The 19,697-nt window shown below is 70.7% G+C and carries 14 protein-coding genes; 9 read left to right on the top strand and 5 right to left on the bottom strand.

Going from position 1 to position 19,697, the window contains the following annotated elements; genetic code table 11:
• Positions 1-48: 48 nt before the first annotated feature.
• The 3 genes from IEY63_RS08565 to IEY63_RS08555 all read right to left on the bottom strand — a co-directional run bounded on the left by IEY63_RS08565 (position 49) and on the right by IEY63_RS08555 (position 4,775).
• On the bottom strand, positions 49-1,152 hold the full coding sequence (locus IEY63_RS08565; protein WP_189068594.1) for a glycosyltransferase family 2 protein: 1,104 nt from the start codon (positions 1,150-1,152) through the stop codon (positions 49-51).
• On the bottom strand, positions 1,149-3,707 hold the full coding sequence (locus IEY63_RS08560; protein WP_189068593.1) for a PEP/pyruvate-binding domain-containing protein: 2,559 nt from the start codon (positions 3,705-3,707) through the stop codon (positions 1,149-1,151). The genes IEY63_RS08565 and IEY63_RS08560 overlap by 4 nt, the downstream gene beginning before the upstream one ends.
• Positions 3,708-3,779: 72 nt before the next feature.
• Positions 3,780-4,775 carry a LacI family DNA-binding transcriptional regulator gene (locus tag IEY63_RS08555; RefSeq protein WP_189068592.1) on the bottom strand — a complete coding sequence of 332 codons (996 nt, stop codon included), beginning with the start codon at positions 4,773-4,775 and terminating at the stop codon, positions 3,780-3,782.
• 306 nt (positions 4,776-5,081) lie between these two features.
• Between IEY63_RS08555 and IEY63_RS08550 the strand changes: the two genes are divergently transcribed.
• From IEY63_RS08550 to IEY63_RS08520, 7 genes are all read left to right on the top strand, one after another.
• Positions 5,082-5,846 (top strand): ATP-binding cassette domain-containing protein, encoded by a 765-nt coding sequence (locus tag IEY63_RS08550; protein ID WP_189068591.1) that lies wholly within the window; start codon positions 5,082-5,084, stop codon positions 5,844-5,846.
• The gene (locus IEY63_RS08545) at positions 5,843-6,859 is read left to right on the top strand and encodes an ABC transporter permease (protein ID WP_189068590.1); all 1,017 of its coding nucleotides are present in this window, start codon (positions 5,843-5,845) and stop codon (positions 6,857-6,859) included. The genes IEY63_RS08550 and IEY63_RS08545 overlap by 4 nt, the downstream gene beginning before the upstream one ends.
• Before the next feature lie 76 nt (positions 6,860-6,935).
• Entirely contained in the window at positions 6,936-7,895 is a 960-nt protein-coding gene (locus tag IEY63_RS08540) for an ABC transporter substrate-binding protein (protein ID WP_189068589.1), read from the top strand.
• Between the two features lie 65 nt (positions 7,896-7,960).
• Positions 7,961-9,310 carry a glycoside hydrolase family 125 protein gene (locus tag IEY63_RS08535; RefSeq protein WP_229784585.1) on the top strand — a complete coding sequence of 450 codons (1,350 nt, stop codon included), beginning with the start codon at positions 7,961-7,963 and terminating at the stop codon, positions 9,308-9,310.
• Entirely contained in the window at positions 9,307-12,510 is a 3,204-nt protein-coding gene (locus IEY63_RS08530) for a glycoside hydrolase family 38 N-terminal domain-containing protein (RefSeq protein ID WP_189068588.1), read from the top strand. The genes IEY63_RS08535 and IEY63_RS08530 overlap by 4 nt, the downstream gene beginning before the upstream one ends.
• Positions 12,507-13,388: an ROK family protein gene (locus tag IEY63_RS08525; RefSeq protein WP_189068587.1), complete on the top strand. Its 882-nt coding sequence runs from the start codon at positions 12,507-12,509 to the stop codon at positions 13,386-13,388. Before IEY63_RS08530 ends, IEY63_RS08525 begins: the two co-directional genes overlap by 4 nt.
• Positions 13,385-14,311 carry a type I phosphomannose isomerase catalytic subunit gene (locus IEY63_RS08520; protein ID WP_189068586.1) on the top strand — a complete coding sequence of 309 codons (927 nt, stop codon included), beginning with the start codon at positions 13,385-13,387 and terminating at the stop codon, positions 14,309-14,311. Before IEY63_RS08525 ends, IEY63_RS08520 begins: the two co-directional genes overlap by 4 nt.
• A 333-nt stretch (positions 14,312-14,644) precedes the next feature.
• On the opposite strand, the gene IEY63_RS08515 is transcribed toward IEY63_RS08520, so the two are convergent.
• Positions 14,645-14,980 (bottom strand): KGG domain-containing protein, encoded by a 336-nt coding sequence (locus IEY63_RS08515; protein ID WP_189068585.1) that lies wholly within the window; start codon positions 14,978-14,980, stop codon positions 14,645-14,647.
• Positions 14,981-15,713: 733 nt separating this feature from the next.
• Between IEY63_RS08515 and IEY63_RS08510 the strand changes: the two genes are divergently transcribed.
• Together IEY63_RS08510 and IEY63_RS08505 are read left to right on the top strand one after the other, a co-directional pair.
• Positions 15,714-16,526, top strand: coding sequence for a ParA family protein (locus IEY63_RS08510; protein WP_189068584.1), 813 nt, complete (start codon positions 15,714-15,716; stop codon positions 16,524-16,526).
• Positions 16,523-17,458: a ParB/RepB/Spo0J family partition protein gene (locus IEY63_RS08505; protein ID WP_189068583.1), complete on the top strand. Its 936-nt coding sequence runs from the start codon at positions 16,523-16,525 to the stop codon at positions 17,456-17,458. Before IEY63_RS08510 ends, IEY63_RS08505 begins: the two co-directional genes overlap by 4 nt.
• A gap of 360 nt (positions 17,459-17,818) precedes the next feature.
• On the opposite strand, the gene IEY63_RS08500 is transcribed toward IEY63_RS08505, so the two are convergent.
• Positions 17,819-19,540 carry a GGDEF domain-containing protein gene (locus IEY63_RS08500; RefSeq protein WP_189068582.1) on the bottom strand — a complete coding sequence of 574 codons (1,722 nt, stop codon included), beginning with the start codon at positions 19,538-19,540 and terminating at the stop codon, positions 17,819-17,821.
• Positions 19,541-19,697 lie beyond the last annotated feature (157 nt).

Here is a 19,697-nt window from a genome sequence, read left to right as displayed (position 1 = left end):
ATCCCATCACTTTGTAATGTAAAGTGATTTGTAACCTGATCTCCCGGATCAGGGCCGGGACGGGTCGTTCTCATAGGCGCGTCCCTTCCAGGTCACCCGCGCTCGCAGGGCGAGCCGGTAAGCCGGCAGCGCTGCCGGCAGGGTCAGGGGAACGAGCAGGCCTTCACCCAGGTCCGCAGCGCGGCGCCGCCCGGTGAACAGGTTCACCAGGATCCGCTCGGCCGGGCCCAGCAGACGGAGCGCCCAGTGCGCGCGCCCACCGGCCGGGATCAGCCACGGCCACGTGTACACCAGAAAATGCAGCGCGCTCAGCGCGACCATCAGCGCCCGCGAGCCGAGGTGCACGTGCAGCGCGTGCTTGCTGAACCCCTGCACCGACGCCGGATAGGAGGCGTAGGCCCGAATCCCGATCAGGGCGGCGCCCACGGTCTTCGTGACCGGCCAGCCAGTGGCCCGCACCCGCCGGGCCAGCTGGGTGCCCTCCAGCATCTCGTGGCGCACGGCGCGGTGCCCACCGGCCGCGTCGTACGCCGCGCGGCGAAAGGCCATCACCTGCGCGTTGGCGGTGGTCGCGCCGGGCCAGCGCAGCCGCTGGATGGGGTACGGCAGCCACGTGAGCACCATCACGTCCACCAGCGGCGCGAGAAGACGGGTGCCGAGATTGAGCTGCTGCGGGCGGGGCAGCACGCTGACCAGGCCCGCCCGGCTGGCCTGAAGGTGCGCGGCCAGAGCGGCGGCGGCGCCCGGGTGCAGGCGCACGTCGGCGTCCAGAAACAACAGGATGTCCCCACTGGCCTGCTCGGCCAGTTGATGGCAGGCCCAGCTCTTGCCCTTCCAGCCCTGTGGAAGGGGCCGGCCCGGCACGACGCGCGCGCCGGCCGCGCGGGCCACCTGAGCCGTGCCGTCGGTACTGCCGTCGTCAATCACCAGGACCTCCAGCGCCCCCTGCCGGACCGCGCCCGGCAACAGCTGGGCGAGGTTGCGCGCCTCGTCCCGCGCGGGAATCAGGATGGACACGCGGCGCGCCCCGGGCGCCGGAGCAGCGTGCAGGCGCGGCAGGCTCAGGGCATTGACCAGCAACGTGGCGAACTTGAACCCTAGGAACAGCAGCGCGGCGCGGATGACCCGCTGACGCAGGGACCGGGCGGTCATGGACCGGTCCGGGCCACGCGGGTGAGCGTGCCGTTCGTCGCGTCAAGGTGCAGGTGATCGCCGGTCTGCACCTCGTTCAGGAGCCCCGGGACGTTGATGAGGGTGGGCAGCCCGAATTCGCGGGCCACGATCGCGCCGTGTGAGAGGAGGCCGCCGGTCTCCAGCACGAGTCCCCGGACCTGCAGGTACAGGGGCGTCCAGGCGGGCGTGGCGCTGGGGGCGATCAGAATGTCACCGGGGCGCAGGTCGGCGTGGTCGGCCGGGCTACGCAGCACGCACGCGCGGCCCGTGACAGCACCCCGGCTGGCGCAGGTCCCGGACCAGCTGGGGAGCCCTCCCGGCGGCGCTGGGGGCGGTGAGGCCTGAGCTGGACTGACGGAACCTTCCATGAGGAGATCAGGCGGGCGCGTTGCCTGCTGACGGGCCAGGGTGGCCTGACGGTCACGGGTGAGGTCACGCAGGCCCCTGAGGGGCCGCTCGCCGCGCAGGGCGGCGTGCACCTCGGGCAGCGTCAGGTCGAAGACGTCCTCCGCCCGGGTCAGGACGCCCTGCGCGGCCCACTGGGTCCCGGCGCCGAGGAGCACGCGCCTGTACGGTCCGACGGGACTGAAGACGGCGCTGCGGCCCAGTTCACGGTCGCGGAGTTCCTGACGGGCCAGCGCGGCCAGCAGCGCCGCGACCGGCCACCACAGGGCGGCCCGGACCGGGCGGCGGGGCCGGGCCGTGAGGGGCGGCCGGTCGAGCAGCAGGGCCAGGTGGGCCAGGACCGGCCGGGGGTCGTCTCGCCAGCGGGGCGGCGAGCTGTAGCTCTCCAGGGTGGCGCGGTGCCCGTACCGGCGCAGGAACCGCTGAAGGCCTCTGCGCAGCGGCCGCCCAACCGGATGGGGTGGCGGCCAGTCCGGTTCGGCCGCTTGCAGCCACGCCCGCGCGGCCGGATCGGTCCGGGCGAGATCAGCCAGTCGGGCCAGGTCATGCGCCTGCGCGGCACTGACGCTGGGGCGGCCCCCCTGCAGCAGATCCAGCGCCAGCGCCGGGCCCTCGCCGGGCCGCAGGGTCGTGAGCAGTCCCCGCAGCACCCAGGTGGCGGCGCCGCTCCCCTGGAGCAGGAACAGCGCCCGCCGGCCCAGCAGCTGACCGAAGGTGGCCTCCAGGGCCTGGGAAAGCGCTGCCGGGCCTGTGGGCAGGGCCGCGCCGGCCTGCCGCGCGCTCCAGCGGATCAGCCGCGTGGCCTGAAAGCGGCCCAGCAGGCGCAGCCCGGGCATGCGGACCGCCAGCTTCAGCAGGTTGGCCATCTGGACGGACCGCACAACTGGCGTGACCTCGTCTGCGGGCGCGAGCGGTGGGCCGCCGATCAGGGCGTTCACGTCCGCCGCGGTCAGGCCGAATGCGCGGCGCAGATCGCGGTGCAGGCCCGTGGCGTTCAGGTAAAGGTACCCGCCGCGCAGCGCGCAGCGCGGGGCGTCCGGTTCGGCGGGCACTCGGGCCACGGTGAGCGCCCCGTTCAGGACGTGGGGCGTGATGACCTGCGCGGCGCTCCAGTCCACGGCGCGCAGGGGGTGCGGGGTCACCTCGCCGATGTTCCCCCGGGTCCACATGATGGGCTGAAGGGGCGGCGTGGTGATGGGCCGGGCCTGGAGAAGCCACACGTCGCGGCCGTCGAAGGCCCATTCGAGGTCGCAGGGCCTGCTGAAGTCCAGACTCAGGGCCGCCAGGCGGGTCAGCTGCGCCACGTTCAGGGCCTGCGGGCGGCTGAGGGCGGGCTGATCGGCCTGCCCGGGGGGCGCCCCGGTGACCTGCACGCCACCGCCCGGCTGCGGGCGGACCTGTTCCGTCTTGCTGGCCACATGGGCACTGATCAGGCGCAACGTGCTGGTCAGGGGGTCGGTGCGGAAGGTCCACGTGTCCGCGGCGTGGCCCTGCACGACCTGCTCCCCCAGGCCCCAGGCCGCGTGAACGCTCAGACGGTCCGGCGCTCCCGTGACGGGGTCGGCCGTGAAGGTCACGCCGCTGCTGACCGCGTCCACCATCGGGGTCAACAGGACTGCCATGTCGGGCCTGGCGCCGCTGCGCGCGCGGGCCGTGACGGCGTGCTCGGTCCACAGGGACTGCCAGACGTCCCGCACCGCCGTGGGCAGGTCGGCGGCCGCGACGTTCAGGCGGGTGAGGTACTGCCCGGCGAACGCGTGCGCCGCGTGGTCCTCGTGCGGCGAGGAGGATCTCACGGCCCAGTGCCCGCCGCGCCAGTGCCGGCCACGCCCGGCCAGGGTCTGCAACGCCGCCACCAGAGCAGTCGGGAGCGGCGCGCGGGCCGCCCATGCCCTCAGGAGATCCGGGCGGGTGCTGGGCACAGGCGCCGTATCCAGCCAGTCGCGGTGCACGTGGGCGGGCACGACCAGCACCTCCGGCACGCGAAAGCCGTAGTGGTGCAGGCGGGCCAGGGACCACGCCTTGGCACCGGTCTCTTCCGGCCCGGCGTGCAGGGTGCCTGCCGCGTCCAGCAGCGGGGCAGGGCAGCGGGTCTGCGGGGAGCGGGTGGCCGGGGCGGCGGAGGTCACGTCCGGCAGGGTAGCGGTCCCTCTCTCCTGTCGGGGACACATGTGACCGCCGGGCGGCCGCGGTGGGGGTGGTCAGTGGGCCTCGCCGGGCACCCGCAGCGTGACGGGCTGCGTCAGGCGCTGCGGCGGGCTGGTGTCCCCCTGGATGCGTTGCAGGAGGCGGCGGGCGGCGGCGCGGCCGAGGTCCATGGCGTCGTAGGAGACGAGCGTCAGGGGCAGGTTGATGACGTCGGCGAATTCGAAGTCGTCGAAGCTGGCCACCGCCAGCGTGCGGCGCCGGGCGTGCAGGGCGCGGATGACGCCGGTGGCGATGCGGTTGTTGGTGGCGAAGATCGCGCTGGGCCGCTGGTCCTGACTGAGCAGCTGGTGCGTGGCCTGTTCCGCGTGCTGGGCGCCGTGGTGGCCGTGAATCATGAGGTTGGGGTGCGGGGTGAGTCCGGCGTCACGCAGGGCGTTCAGGTACCCGGCGGTGCGTTCCTGCCCGGTGTACACGCGGGGGTTGCCGTCGATGATGCCGATGCGGGTGTGGCCGTCGTGGATGAGGTGCGTGACGGCCCGGTAGGCGCCGGCGCGGTTGTCGAGCAGCACGGTGTCGAATGGGTCCGGATCGCTGACGGGACGGTCCACGCTGACGAGCGGCACGCCGCGCAGCAGTTCGGGCGTGATGGTGTGGGCGGCGTCAAGGGTGGGGGCGACGATCAGGCCCGCGACGTTGTGTTGCAGGTACGTTTCGAGGAGTTGCCGTTCGCGCGCGGGCTGTTCCTCGCTGCTGGCGGTGAGCAGGAGGTGGCCGTGTTCGTAGGCGACCTCCTCGATGCCGCGGGCGATGGCGGAATAGAAGGGGTTGCCGAGGTCGCCGCTGACGAGGCCGATCAGGGAGCTGCTCTGGCCGGGGCGGAGGCTGCGGGCCTGTTCGTTGCGGCGGAAGCCGAGTTCGTCGATGGTGGCCTGCACGCGCGCGCGGGTGTCGGGGTCGACGCGGGGTTCGTTGTTGACCACGCGGGAGACCGTCTTGATGCTGACGCCAGCCAGGCGGGCGACGTCCTGCATCGTGGGGCGGGCGTTCATTCGGGCAGTGTACCTCCCGCGGGGGTAAAGCGCTGCGCAGCCGCCAGTACGCCATGTCAACGTTGTCTCGACTCGGTTCAATTCGCCGGGTTTTTGAACAGCCGCGGCCTGCCGGGCCCTCGCCCGGCCTGGCGTATGCGGCTTACCGGGGCGGGTGGCCTGTCGAGTGCATTGACTTTCCACGAAGCTGGACCTACAGTCATGTCAACGTTGTCACACAGATCAGATCCCACCCCGGATTACCCCCGCCCCCGTCCCGGACACCCGGTCCGTGACGCCGCCCCCTGCACCGCACCGGAGGAACTCATGTCGGCCCCACCCCTGCTGGAAACCCGAGGCATCACCAAACGCTACGGGCACGTCGAGGCCCTGCGCGGCGCCGACTTCACCGTCTACCCCGGCGAGGTCGTCGCCCTGCTCGGCGACAACGGCGCGGGCAAGAGCACCCTCGTCAAGGCCATCACCGGTACCATCCAGCCCGACGAGGGCCAGATTCTCTTCGAGGGGCGTCCCGTCCAGATGACCTCGCCCCTCGACGCCCGCACCCTCGGCATCGAGACCGTCTTCCAGGACCTCGCCCTCGTGCCCGACATGGACCCCTCCGGGAACCTCTTCCTGGGCCGCGAGATCCTGCGCCCCGGCCTGCTGGGCCGCCTGGGCATGCTCGACCGCCGCGCCATGCACGAGCGCACCGTCGAGGCCTTCACCCGCCTGGGCGTGAACATCCAGGACGCCCAAGCCAAGGTCATCGGCATGTCCGGTGGGCAGCGCCAGGGCGTCGCGGTCGCCCGCGCCATGGTCTGGGCCAGCAAGATGGTCCTGATGGACGAACCCACCGCTGCCCTCGGCGTGGTGCAGTCCCGGCACGTGAACGACCTGATCCTGCGCGTCCGCGACCAGGGCGTGGCGGTCGTGCTCGTCAGCCACAACATGCAGCACGTCTTCGAGGTCGCCGACCGCATCGAGGTGCTGCGCCTGGGCCGCCGCGTCGCCGCGCGCCGCAAGGCCGACACCAGCATCGAGGAAGTCGTGGCCGACATGACCGGCCTGAGCGTCACGGGAGCCGCATGACCACCACCCGCCCCACCCCGCCCGCCCCCGCCAAACTCGCGCTGCGCCGCGTGCTGGCCTCCCAGGCCATGCTCACCGCCGGCACCCTGCTGGTCGTCATGGCGCTGTTCACCGCGCTGTTCCCCGGCAAGTTCGCCACCCTCTACAACATCCAGACCCTGATGGTCGACTACTCCGGCATCGTCCTGCTGGGCGTGGGCCTGACCTTCATCATGACCAGCGCCCGCTTCGACCTCTCGGTCGGCGCCGTCCTGGTGTTCTCCTGCGTTCTGGGCACCCAGGCCATGGGCGCCCTGGGCGGCGCCGACGGCGGGTGGGGCGCGGTCCTGATCGGGCTGATCGTCTGCCTGGGCACGGGCCTGCTTGCCGGACTCGTGAACGGCTTCCTGATCGTCAAGGCGCGCGTGCCCAGCATCATCGTCACGCTCGGCACCCTCAGTGTCGCGCAGGGCGCCGCGTACGTCCTCACAGGCGGCGTGGACCTGTACGCCGTGCCCAAGGTCATGCTCGACCACATCGGCCAGGGCAAGGTGCTCGGCCTGCCCGTCCCCATCGTCGTGGCCGCCCTGGCCGTCGCCATCGGCTCGTTCGTCCTCTCCCAGACCCGCTTCGGGCAGTACACCTGCGCCACCGGCTCGAACGCCGAGGCCGCCCGCCGCGCCGGGATCAACATCGACCGCGTCGCCATCACCCTGTACCTCATCTCCGGCGCCGGGGCCGGTCTGGCTGGCTTCATGAGCCTCGCCCGCTACGGCTCCACCACCCTGGCCGCCCACCAGAACGACAACCTCACCGCGCTCCTCGGGGTCGTCCTGGGCGGCACCAGCCTCTTCGGCGGGACCGGCACGGTCGTCGGCACGGCGGTCGGCGTGTTCATCCCCGGCGTGCTCTCCAACGGCCTCGTGATGATGCAGGTCCTCCCCTACTGGCAGTACATCATCGTCGGCATCGTCCTGATCGCCGTGGTCTACATCGATCTCGTCAAACGCCGCGGCCGCACCGAAGGCGGCTGACGCCACCCCACCCGGCCCGCACCCCCCAGCCCCGCCCCGTCACCCGGTCCACCGGACCCACCTAAAGGAGCACACCATGCGTCACTTCAGCACCGCCGCCCTCAGCACCCTCCTCCTCATCAGCGCCGCGCAGCCCGCGCAGGCCCAGACGGCCCCCAAGAAGTACAAGATCGCCCTGATCCTGGGCACCACCACCGACAACTTCTACACCTCCATGCAGTGCGGCGCCGTCGAGGCCGCCCGCCGCCTCGGGGACGTGGAACTGACCGTGCAGGGCGCGCCCCGCTGGGACGCCACCCTCCAGACGCCCGTGGTGAACGCCGTGACCGCCAGCGGCGCACAGGCCATCGCCATCGCCGTGAACGACGGCCGCGCCCTGTTCGCGCCCCTCAAGGCCGCCAACGACAAGGGCATCAAGATCATCGGCGTGGACACCCGCCTCGCGGACTCCAGCTTCGTGGTCAGCAACATCTCCTCGGACAACCGCGCCCTGGGCGCCGAGGCCGCCCGCACCCTCGCCAAACTCATGGGTGAGAAGGGCACCGCGCTGATCCCCCCCATCACGCCCGGCATCACCACCGTCGCCGACCGCATCCAGGGCTTCATCGACGAGATCAAGGCCAACCACAAGAATATCAAGATCGTCTACAAGGGCGCCAGCGAGGACGCCTCCGCATTCAGCGCCGCGTTCGCCGCGAACCCCGACATCACCGGTATGTTCCTGATCGCCAACAACGAGGCGCTCGTCGCAGCCGGCGCGATCCGCCAGCTGCCCGAGGACCGCCGCGACAAGATCAGCGTCGTGAGCTTCGACGCCGCCCCCGCCCTCGTCGCGGCCCTCAAGAGCAACCAGATCCAGGCGATCGTGGCGCAGAAACCCGCCCAGATGGGCGCCCTGGCCGTCGAGACCGCCCGCAAGGCCCTGATGGGCCAGGCCGTGGCCAAGTCCATCCCCACCGGCGGGGTCGGCCTGACCCGCGCGAACATCAACCAGCCCGCGTTCGCGCAGTACGTGTACAAGTCCAGCTGCAAGTAAGCACCCGCTCCCGCAGGCGGCCCCACCGCGCGTGGGGCCCTGCGGGTCTTCCCGCAAAGGACCCCATGACCCACACCGTCACCCCCCCCGTGCATCAGGACCCCATGCCGGCCCCCCAGCGGGCCCTCACCCCTCAGCAGACCGGCGTGATCACGCGCGTGCAGGCGCGCCTGAGCGGCCAGCCGGCGCTCGCGGCGCTGTTCGCCTGCTGCTACCCGAACACCTGGCAGACGACCCTCGACACCCTCCCGGACGGGCGGGTGTTCGTGCAGACCGGCGACATTCCCGCCATGTGGCTGCGGGACTCGGCCGCGCAGATGAGCCCGTACCTGCCGCTGTGCGCGGCGGACCCCGTCGTGCGCGGCGCGGTGGCCGGCGTGATCCGGCAGCACGCGCACCTGCTGAGCGTGGACCCGTACGCGAACGCCTTCAACCGCGAGCCGGGCGACGAGTACCACTTCGACCGGCCCGCGCCGGGCCCGTGGGTGTGGGAGCGGAAGTACGAGCTGGATTCGCTGTGCTACCCGCTGTGGCTGGCGTGGCGGTACTGGCAGGTGACGGACGAGGCGCCGCTGGACCTGCGCCCCACGCTGCACACCGTTCTGGACGTCCTGCACACCGAGCAGGATCACGACGCGCGCTCCGCGTACACCTTCGAGCGCCCCGAGGCGTACTGCGTGCTGCCCAGCGACACGCTCACGCGCGGCGGGCGCGGCGCGGCGCACCACCCGACCGGCATGGTCTGGAGCGGCTTCCGCCCCAGCGACGACGCCTGCACGTACCCGTACCTGGTGCCCGCCAACGCGTTCGCGGTCACGGCGCTGGAGGGCGCGGCGGCCCTGGTGCGCGCCCTGTACGGCGACGAGGCGCTCGCTGGCCGCTGCGAGGAGATCGCCGGGCAGATCCGCTGCGGCATCGAGACGCACGGCGTGACCGAGCACCCCACCTTCGGGCGCGTGTACGCCTACGAGACCGACGGGCTGGGCCAGCATCTGCTCATGGACGACGCGAACGTGCCCAGCCTGCTGTCCCTGCCGTACCTGGGGTACTGCGCCCCGAGCGACCCGACGTACCTCAACACCCGGCGCCTGATCCTGAGCGGCGAGAACCCGCACTACCACGCCGGGGCGTTCGCGGCGGGCGTGAGCAGCCCGCACACGCCGGGCCGGCGCGTGTGGCCCATCGCGCTATGCATGCAGGCCTTGACCGCCGACGCGGGCACCCCGGAGGGCCGCGCGGAGATCCGGGCGCTGCTGGGTACGCTGGCCGCCACGACCGCCGGCACCAACCTAATGCATGAGAGCTTCAACCCGGACGACCCCGCCGAGTACAGCCGCCCGTGGTTCGCGTGGGCGAACAGCCTGCTGGCCGAGACGATCCTGACGCACCTGGACGTCCTGACGGAGCCGGCGTGACCCTGACACGCTTCGAGCGGCGGCTGCGGGAACTGGACGCGCAGATCGCGCGGCTGGGCGCGTGGCGTGACGACGCGCAGCACACGCTCCCGGACTGGACTTTCCAGGCGTCCGGGCAGGCGGCCGTGCCCCTCGCGCCGGGTGAGCCCTGGCCGGTGGAGGTGCAGGCCCTCCGCGAGCAGCCCGTGGCATTTAGCACCCGCTGGACGGTCCCCGCCGACCTGGACGGGCAGGCCGGCGAGCTGGAGCTGGACGTGGGCGGCGAGGCGCTGGTGACCGCCACGCTGGACGGGCAGGTCGTCGCCAGCGGGGGCCTGAACCCCTACCACCGCCGCTTCCCGCTGGGCGCCCTGCGCGGTGGGGTCACGCTGGACGTGCAGGTCACGGCCGTCCCGCGCGGCCTGTTCGGGTCACCCACGCGCCGCCCGCACCTGGAACGCGCGCGCGTGTGCGTCCCGCAGGCGCAGGTGACGGCGCTGCATGACGCGCTGAAGGTCACGGCCGCCGCCATCCGCACGCTGGGCCGCGAGGGCCTGGAGGGCGGCCGGGACGCAGCATCCCGCGAGAGCGGCAGCGAGGTCGCCGGGCACCTCCTGAACGTCACGGAGGAGGCGCTGCGGCAGCTGAACTGGACGAGCAGCGCCGACGCGCACCTGGCGCGCCTGCACGACCTGGGCGGTGGGGAGAGCTTCACGCAGGGTCTGTGGTCCACCCCGGCCACGCGGCCCGACCGGACGGCGCTGCCGGACAGCCTCAGGGCCCGCTCCTCACAGGCGCACGGGGCGCTGCTGGAGGGCCTGCGGACCCTGCGGGGCCAGTTTCCCCCGCGCGGACAGCTGGCCCTGACCGGGCACGCGCACCTGGACCTGGGCTGGCTGTGGCCGGTGCACGAGACGCGACGGAAGGCCCGCCGGACGCTGCACACCGTCACCAATCTGATGGAGCGCTTCTCGGACTTCACGTTCAACCAGTCCAGCGCGCAGCTGTTCGCGTGGCTGGAACAGGACGACCCGGCGCTGTTCACCCGCGTGCAGGCCCAGGTGGCCGGGGGGCGCCTGGAACCAGTGGGCGGCATGTGGGTCGAGCCGGACTGCCAGATGACCGGCGGGGAGTCCCTGGCGCGGCAGCTGCTGTACGGGCAGACGTACTTCCGCCGGGCGTTCGGCCGCACCTGCGAGGTCGCGTGGCTGCCCGACACCTTCGGCTTCACGCCCGCCCTGCCGCAGCTGCTGGCGCAGGCGGGCGTCACGGGGTTCTTCACCACGAAACTCAACTGGAACGAGGAGACGCCCTTCCCGCACGACCTGTTCTGGTGGCAGGGCCTGGACGGCACGCGCGTCCTGTCCCACAGCCTGAACAATCCGGGCGGCAGCCGCCCCGGCCTGGGCGGGTACAACGGCGACGTGCGCCCCGGCGACCTGCTGGGCACCTGGGAACGCTTCGGCGCGAAAACCAGCCGCGCCTGGCAGAGCCGATCGCCCGAGAGCCTCTTTACGTTCGGCTACGGCGATGGTGGCGGCGGGCCCAGCGAGGCGATGCTGCACGCCTACGACACGCTGAAGGCCTTCCCGGCCCTCCCGGCGCTGCGCATGACCCGCGTGGACGACTTCTACCGGACCCTCCCGCGGGACGGCCTGCCGGTGTGGGTGGGCGAACTGTACCTGCAACTGCACCGCGGCACGCTGACCTCGCAGGCGGCCATCAAGCGCCTGAACCGGCAGGCCGAGCACCGCCTGCTGGAACTCGAGGCCCTCGCGGCGCTGCACCCGGCCTCCCCGGCCACGCCCGGGGAAACGGACGGCCTGTGGCAGACGACCCTTCTGAACCAGTTCCATGACATCCTGCCCGGCTCCAGCATTCACGAGGTGTACCGCGACGCCCTGCCGGAACTCACGCACGTCACCGGACGCGCCGCCGAGCTGACCCGCGCGCACTGGCAGCCGCAGGACGGCAGCTGGACGGTCTTCAATGCCGCCACGTGGCCCCGGCCGCTGAGCGTCACGCTGCCCGGCGTGACCGGCGGCGCAGTCAGCCTGGATGGTCAGGTGCTGCCCGGCCAGCCGGTCGAGGACGGCCTCCTCGTGCACGCCCCGCACGTCCACGTGCCCGCCCTGGGCCAGCTCACGCTGCGCCTCGACCCGGCCGCCGAGCCGGCTGAACCGGCCGGAACGGTCCGTGCCTGGCAGGACGGCGAGCGTGTGATGCTGGAGCACGCGACCCTCCGGGCGGAATTCAACCGGGACGGCCATCTGATCCGCCTGCTGGACCGCGCCGCGAACCGCGAGGCCCTGGGACCGGACGGGCACCGCCTCGTCGCGTACCCGGACCTCCCGTACGCCTGGGACGCCTGGGACGTCGCGCGGGACCTCGGAACGGACGGCGAACCCCTGAGCGGACCGTGCACGGTGCAGATCACCGCCCGTGGCCCCCTGCGCGCGGCCGTGCGCGTGACCCGCCAGTGGCGGGACTCGGCCGTCACGCAGGACTTCACCCTCGACGCCGGACAGCATCAGCTGAACGTCACGCTGCACGCCGACTGGCGCGAGCGGCACACCCTGCTGCGCGCCGAGACCAGCCTGAACGTTCACGCGCACGAGGCGTGGGCAGAAACCGCGATGGGCGCCCAGCCCCGCCCCACCCACCGCAACACGCCCGCCGACGCCGCGCAGTTCGAGGTGAGCGCCCACCGCTGGCTGGACCTCAGCGAACCCGGTTTCGGCGTGAGCCTGCTCAACGACGGCCGCTACGGGCACAGCACCCTGGGCGACAAGGCCGCGCTGAGCGTCGCGCGCGGCCCGATGTGGCCCGACCCGCAGGCGGACCTGGGCGCCCACGACGTCCAGTACGCCCTGTACCCCCACCGTGGCGACTGGCGCGCCGCGCACACTCCCCGCGCGGGCTTCGACCTCAACAGCCCGCTGCTGGCCCACCCGGGCCGCCTGGACCTGCGTTTCCCACCCACCCTGAGCGGCCTGGACGTCATGCTCAGCAGCCTCAAACCTGCCCAGGACGGACGCGGCGTGATCCTGCGCGTGTACGAGGCGCACGGCCAGCGCGGCACCCTGACCCTCAACGCCGGTCACTTCAGCGCCGCGCAACCCGTGAACCTGCTCGAAGACCCACTCGGCCCGGCGCACCCCGCAGCGGCCCTGGAGGTCCCCGTGCGACCCTACGAGATCCTGAGTTTCCGCCTCACATGACGCCCCTGACCCTCAGCCTGGACATCGGCGGCAGTCACGTCACCGCGGGCCTCATCGACGCGCAGGCGCGCCACGTCCTGCGCACCGCCCGGCGCGAAGTGCCACACGAGGCGCCCCTGACCACGCTGCTGGGCGCCTGGGCGGACGCCGCCCGCGAGGCCGCCCAGGCGCACGCGCCAGACGTCCGCCACCTCGGCCTCGCCGTACCCGGCCCATTCGACCCGCTGGGCGGCCAGTCCCACATGACCCACAAGTTCCCCGCACTGCACGGCGTCCCACTGCGCCCCCTGCTGCGCGAAGTCCTGGGCCCGGACTTCTCCCCTGCCCTGCCCATCCTGTTCGGGAATGACGCCGACCTGTTCGCCCTGGGCGAGTGGTGGGCCAGCCCCACCCGGCCCGACCGCCTGATCGGCGTGACGCTCGGCACCGGCCTCGGCTCGGGCTTCATCCTGCGCGGCCAGGCGCAGCAGTCCGGCCCTGGCGTTCCACCCGGCGGGGAACTCTGGAACGCCCCCGACGGCAGCGGCCTGCTGGAAGACACCCTGAGCGGCCCCGCCATCACCCGCCTCGGCGAGGCCCTCACCGGACGGCAGGGCAGCGCCGCCGACTGGGCGCAGGCCGCCCGCAAAGGCAGCGGCGCCGCGCAGCGCCTCTGGGCAGAATTCGGCACCCGCGCCGCGCAGCGCCTCGCCCCGTGGGCCGACGCCTTCGGCGCCGAGGAACTCGTGCTCGGCGGGAACGTCAGCCAGGCCTTCGACCTGTTCGCCCCAACCCTGCACCTCGGCACGTGCCGCGTGCGGCGCAGTGCATACTTTGAGCTCGCCCCACTGCTCGGCGCGGCCGCCCTGCACGCCACCCCCCTGGAGACCCACCCGTGACCACCCCCCTGCCCGCCCTGCTGCCCCTCTCCGCCCGCTATCAGCCCCGCGTGTGGGGCGGAGCGCGCCTCGCGCCGGCCGTGAACGGCACCCCCATCGGTGAAGCCTGGATTGCCGACGGACTGAGCGCCGTCAGCAGCGGCCCCCTGACCAGGCACACCGTCAACGACCTCATGCGCACGTACCCGCGCGCGCTGCTCGGCGAGCACCTCGACCCGGACGCGGGCTTCCCGCTCCTGATCAAGCTGCTCGACTGCCGCGACTGGCTCAGCGTGCAGGTCCACCCGAACGACGCGCAGGCACAGGTCATGGTCGGACCCGGCGAACGCGGCAAGACCGAAGCGTGGCACTTCCTGAACGTCGACCCCGGCGCCCAGCTCCTCGCGGGCGTCACGCCCGGCACCACGCCAGAGACGCTTGCCCACGCCATCCGCAGCGGCCGCATCCTGGACGTCAGCGAACGCCACGGCCCCACCGTGGGCGACACGCTGTTCATCCCCGCCGGCACCCTGCACGCCCTGGGCCCCGGCCTGCTGCTGTACGAGGTGCAGCAGGCCAGCGACACCACCTACCGCGTGTACGACTGGGATCGCCCCGCCAGCGCAGGCCGCGCCCTGCATCTCGAAGAATCCGTGGCGGTCACCCGCGCGGACCTGCGCGGAGACTGGAGTCCGGCCCGCGAGACCCACGGCGTGGGCGACCTGGTGCGGTGCGAGCAGTTCACGCTGCGTGGAGCGCGCGGCGGCGACACCACGACGCTGGGCGACTCGTTCGGACTCGTCACGGTGGTCGAGGGGCAGCTGACCCTTGAAGCGCAGGGCGAGACCCTGCTCGTACAGCCGTTCGAGACGGTCCTCATCCCCGCCCAGGCCAGAGCCGTCCACCTTCACGGAGAGGGCCGCGCCCTGATCGCCACTCCGTGAGGTTTACAGGAGCAGCAGGAAGGCGCCGCTGACGATCGAGGAAAAGTAGTCCGCGTCAGGCCGCAATGGGGTGGGAACGCTGAATTCACGGCGCTCCCACCCCTCAACGCTGGCGGAGCCAACATGCACGCATCAGCCCAGCGCTCAGTAGCGGCTCAGCTCAGCAGCCGGCTCCCACACACGTTGTCCCGAATGTGGATGCAGGTCACCGGAAGGTCTCGACGAAAGATTCAGGTAGAGCCTCTCCGCACCTAAGAAGAGCTCCGCGGCTTGCACACGCGGAGCTCCAGGCCAACGTCCCCTCAACTGGTTAACCCCTGTGAGGTCGAGCGGTCAGTCGTTCTTGTGGCTCTGGCGGCCAGCCTCAGCGTGCTGCTCGCTGGTGCCGCCTCGCTGCGAGGTACTGCCGCCCTGCCCACCCCGGCCGCCACCACCGCTGTTCCCTCCGCCCTGATTGCCGCCGCCGTGCGAGGCCTGTCCCCCCTTGCGGCCCGCTTCGCGCGCTTCCTCACTGGTGAACTCGTGCGCGTGCCCACTCTCGTGAGCGGCGCGGCCCCCTTCGGCAGCGATTTCACGCTGGCGTTCCGGGTCCATACCCGCAAAGCCACGCCCGCCGTTGTTGTTCCCACCATTGCCGCCGTTACCGCCGTTTCCGTTGCCTTTGGTCATGTCGGTGCCTCCTTGGGCTGAATGCGTCCGCAGGTGGTGCGGAACGGCTTCACTCTGGCGCTCCCACACCTCACGGGCGTGTCAAAGGCGTGATGACGTGGTCACCGCACTTCCAGTTTCCTCCCTGACTCTCGTGAAGGGACCTTCAGCCGTCAGCCGCTGGCGACGCACGCAAGACGCCCAGCCATGATCACTTGAGCAATCACACTGCGCGCAAAGAAATGGCGTTGCTGTGCCATGCGTACGCCCTGAACGGGAGGCCAGCCCCATCTTCACTCGGCATAATTGGCCGCAACGCTGGCCTTTCTGAACGTGCTGCACTCGCGCCACGCCGGGCGCTACCGCCCGCGACCACCGACGCCTGAGTATCACGCGGTATGTCCCCTTATGGCATGGGAGCCACGTCGTCTTCGGAATTGAAAATTTGGCTCCCCATGGGCCACGTGACCCGCTGAGCCCACCAGCCATTCATCTAGGCGGTCACCACGATGGCGTGCCGCTTGTAAAAAGTGTTTAACATTTGTACCGTTCTGACGTGGCACGGAAAAAGCGGAACCCCGAGCGACGCCGGGATGGCGTGGTGCTCACGTCGCAGCTCCGCCAGCAACTTCCTGCGGTCCTCAGTGCGGTGCAGCGTGGCGAGGCCTTTACCCTGAGGCACTACGCCACTGATGTCGCCCGCATCGTCCCCCTCAGTTCACCCCCCCTCAAGGAGACCCCTATGCGCCCCACCATGACCGTTCTCGCTACCTATAACCAGGCTGGGGGCAGCGGGAAAACCAGCCTCACCCGCGACCTGGGCTACGCCTTGGCCGCGCGTGGTCACCGGGTGCTACTCATTGATGCTGACCCGCAGGCCAGCCTCACCCGCTGGCTTGGGCTGTTCCAGGTGCCCGAGGACGGCAGCGTGCCCGCCGCCCTGAACATCCAGTCCACCATCCGGCAGGTGCTGGATGAAACGGCAGACACACTCCCCACGCCGATCCCGGCGTTCGGCATGGACGTGATTCCGGCGAACCGGCACCTCAAGGGGGCGGAACTGTATCTCAGTGGTCAGCTACCCGAGGAGCAGGGTCGGCTGCGCCACGCCATTCAGGCGCTGTCTGGACGGTACGACTACGTACTCATTGACACGCCACCGGCGGATAACGCGCTGGTCCTAGCGTGCATTGCGGCCAGTGACCTGATGATCATGCCCGTGACCGGCTCGAAGGGTCTCGACAACATTGACAACGTCAGCCGGGTGATCCGTCAGGCGCGCGCGATCAACCCCGAGCTAAATTTCGGGCTGTTTGTCGTGACCGGGTACAACAAGAATCTGCTGCACGACGCGGAGGTCTACGAGGCCCTCCAGCAGGTGTACGGCGATCTGGGTCCGACTGCCCCGCCGGTCGCCTTCCGACCGGGCATCTACAAGGACGCGCCGAACGCGATGCAGCCTGTCGCTGTGTACCGCCCCAAGAGTCCGGCCGTGCAGGAACTGGACGCCGTGGCCGAGGCGGTTATCTCGGTGGCCAACCGTCAGGCGGCGAAGGTGGCGGGATGACCCGGCGGGGCGGCCTGAACCTTCAGGCTCAGCAGCAGCGGTCACTGGACGCCCAGGCTGAACTGCAACAGGCTGTGCAGGCGGCCTACGCGTCGGGCACCCATGAGATCCCACTCGACGCCATTGATGCGACGGGGGACTGGAACCCGCGCGGGAGCGCTGGCGACGAACCGTACAGTGAACCGGCCCTGGCGGGCCTGATGGCGGCCATTCAGGAGTACGGGCAGCTTCAACCGATCCTCCTGCGCCCCCATCCGGATCAGCGGGGTCCGCACCGCTATCAGCTGGTGGCTGGCTGGCGCCGTTTCCACAGCCGGCGACTGCTCGGTGACGCTACCGTGCTGGCGAGTGTGTTCACCTTCCGCGATGATCAGCTGGACGCTCTGTCCACTCTGGAGAACACGCAGCGGGAGGAACTCAACCAGTTCGAGGTGGTGCGCGGCGTTTTCCGGACGCTTGCAGGTCAGCTGAACGTCGCGCCTGAGCAGCTGCCCAGCCTGATGAGCCGCGTCCTCAAGACTGGCGAGGACCCGCACGATCTGCAGGACAGACTGAAGGTGCTGACCAGCGCCAGCCTGTCCACCTTCAACACGAAATACGCGCGCGTCCTGCGCCTGCGCCCGGAGGAGATTCGCGCGGTGTACGCCCGGAACCTCCCCCCAACTGTGGCCCTGGAACTCGTGCGGTTGGGAGAACGGGCTGAACGGAGTGAGTTCCTCACAACGGCCATGCACGAGGCGTGGTCCACCCGTACCGCACGGGAACGAGTGAACGAGGTACTCCGGCCAGAGCAGGCTCGTCCGGCAGTGCATGAGGTCGCGGCGCGCGTCACGCGTCAGCTGAAGCCGGCGCGGCTGGGCAAGCTCACGGGTCACCAGCAGGCCAAGGTCCATGCGCTCCTGACACAGCTGGAAGATCTCCTGTCCCGCTAGCTTGACGCGCGGCAACCCGAAACAGACAGAGTACGGGGGGCCACTGAGCTCCCCGTTGTCGTTTGAGCACACCGGGTTGATGCGCATCAACCCGCGACGAACGAACTGGGTTGACGCGCATCAAGCAGTACCCACCCAGCCACGGGGACGCAGCCTCAGGGCGCAGTAGACACGTTCTGGTCAGCAGGAACGGCCACTCACCCGGCCAAGAATCCATCACCTACCCGCGACTCAGAAGTCTCGAGCACTCGTACTCACGCACGTCTGAATCACATCGGGAATGTCTCTCGCAACAGCAGACCCATGTGAAGTCAATAGGCGGTCACGACCCTCAGGCTTGGTCGCCCGACGACGAGCGACTCAGCTGGCCTGCTGCTCAGTCCGGTTCCGTCCAGCCTCTTTCGCACGGTACAGCGCCAGGTCAGCCCGGCGAATCAGGTCATCCAGCCGGGCCACCTGACCGGGAGCTGCGGTCGCCACGCCGATGGACACTGTGACCGGCTCTGCTCTCCCCTCCGCCCCCTGTACCTGGAGACCCTGAACGGCCTGCCGGAGCGTCTCGGCGCGCTCTACAGCCACGGGCGCCGCGCAGTCCTGCATAAGCAGCACGAATTCCTCACCGCCGTACCGGCACAGAACGTCTTCCGTCCGGACGCGCCGCTCCAGTTCAGCGCCCACCTGACGCAGCACCTCGTCCCCGAAGAGATGCCCGTGCTGATCGTTGAACTGTTTGAAGTGGTCAATGTCGAGCAGCAGGACGGACAGCGGCACCCCATGGCGGCGCGACCACGCCAGTTCCCGTTCCCCCACGTCATCCAGGTGGCGACGGTTGTACAGGCCGGTCAGGGCGTCCCGGACGCTCTGTTCCCTCAGAGACTGTTTCAGGCGGACATTCGCCAGGGAGAGGGCCACGCGGTCCGCGAACCGCTGGGCGAGTTCCCGGGCGCGTTCCATCTCCTCCACGGTCTGGAAGTGCAGGGAGATGACACCCAGCGTCTCACCCTGGGCGGTGAGAGGAATGCAGGTCGTGGCGTGCCGCGTGTGATCGTGCGGGCAGCGGGGCGCCGGGTGCATCTCAGCGGTTTCATGCGCGGTGCCCAGCCGGGAGGACCAGCAGTCGTCCGGTCCGTACGCCGCCACGCCGCTGTGGTCGCCCCACTCAGCGAAGACGTTCATGACCCGGCGTGACGAGTCGACGAGCGCCACGCTCCCACCGTCCGGGAAGATGACCGGCGCGATGCGGCGTAACACGCCCGCCGCTTCCGTCTGGTCCCGGCAAGCCTGCATGAACGTGCCCAGCTGGCCGAGGAGTTGCAGTTCGTGCGTGCTGGCGTGCACGAGCGCCTCGACCCGCGCCTCCAGGCTGTTCTTCAAGTCCTGCTCGGACGCCATGGTGTGCGCCACGGACGTTACCATGCTGTTGAACTGCGTGGCCAGGTCGGCCAGTTCGTCACTCCCCTCGGTGGGGAGGCGTGTAGTGAGGTCACCGGCTTCCAGCTGAGCGGTCGCGCGGTGGAGTTGCCGCACGAAGGTGCGCAGCCGCCGCTGCACGAACAGGCCCATCAGGAGTGCCGCGCCGGCCAGCACGGCAGTGGAGGTCAGCAGGCCCGTGCGGCCGTCCTGCATCTGCTGCTCGGTCGCCTGACGCATGTCAGCGAGGCGGTCTTCCTCAGTCTGCACGAGCGTCTGGATCAGGGGCAGGTTCTGCGCGAGGCGCGTGACGTCAGCCGTGACGGGCTCGTCACCTGCGGCCCAGGTCATCACCCGGTCACGCCAGACTTCCAGCCGCTGCGCCTGAGCCGGATCGTTCTCCACCGAACGGAGCGCGGCGCGCCAGGTATCGTCAAACGTTGTGAAGGTCGCCTGCCGTTCCGGGCGGGTGCGGGCCAGGATCAGCTGGCGCTCCAGAATCTGCAGTTTTCGCAGGTGGGTCAGTGCCTCCTGCGACCGCGTCTGGAGGGCGACGTTCTGGGCATTCTGGTGCATGGCGTTCAGGCTCAGGCCGGTCAGGGTGACCAGGCCCAGGACGGGCAGGAGGATGCCAAGCAGAATCCACTGATTCAGGGATTGTCGGACCGGCATATCTGCGCAGTGTAGATCATCACGACAAAGCGGCCCTCCGCGCTGAGGAATGATGAAGCCTTCGTCAGGGACAGCATTCAGTCCTCCCTGCTCGCGGTGTGGGGAGCCCGGGTGGTTCGGTGATTCTCACGTGCCCTGCACCGTTTGGGCCTGGCGC

The sequence above is a fragment of the Deinococcus radiotolerans genome (genome assembly GCF_014647435.1).
Classification (GTDB): Bacteria; Deinococcota; Deinococci; order Deinococcales; family Deinococcaceae; genus Deinococcus; species Deinococcus radiotolerans.
This window is presented reverse-complemented; position numbering and strand designations above follow the sequence as displayed.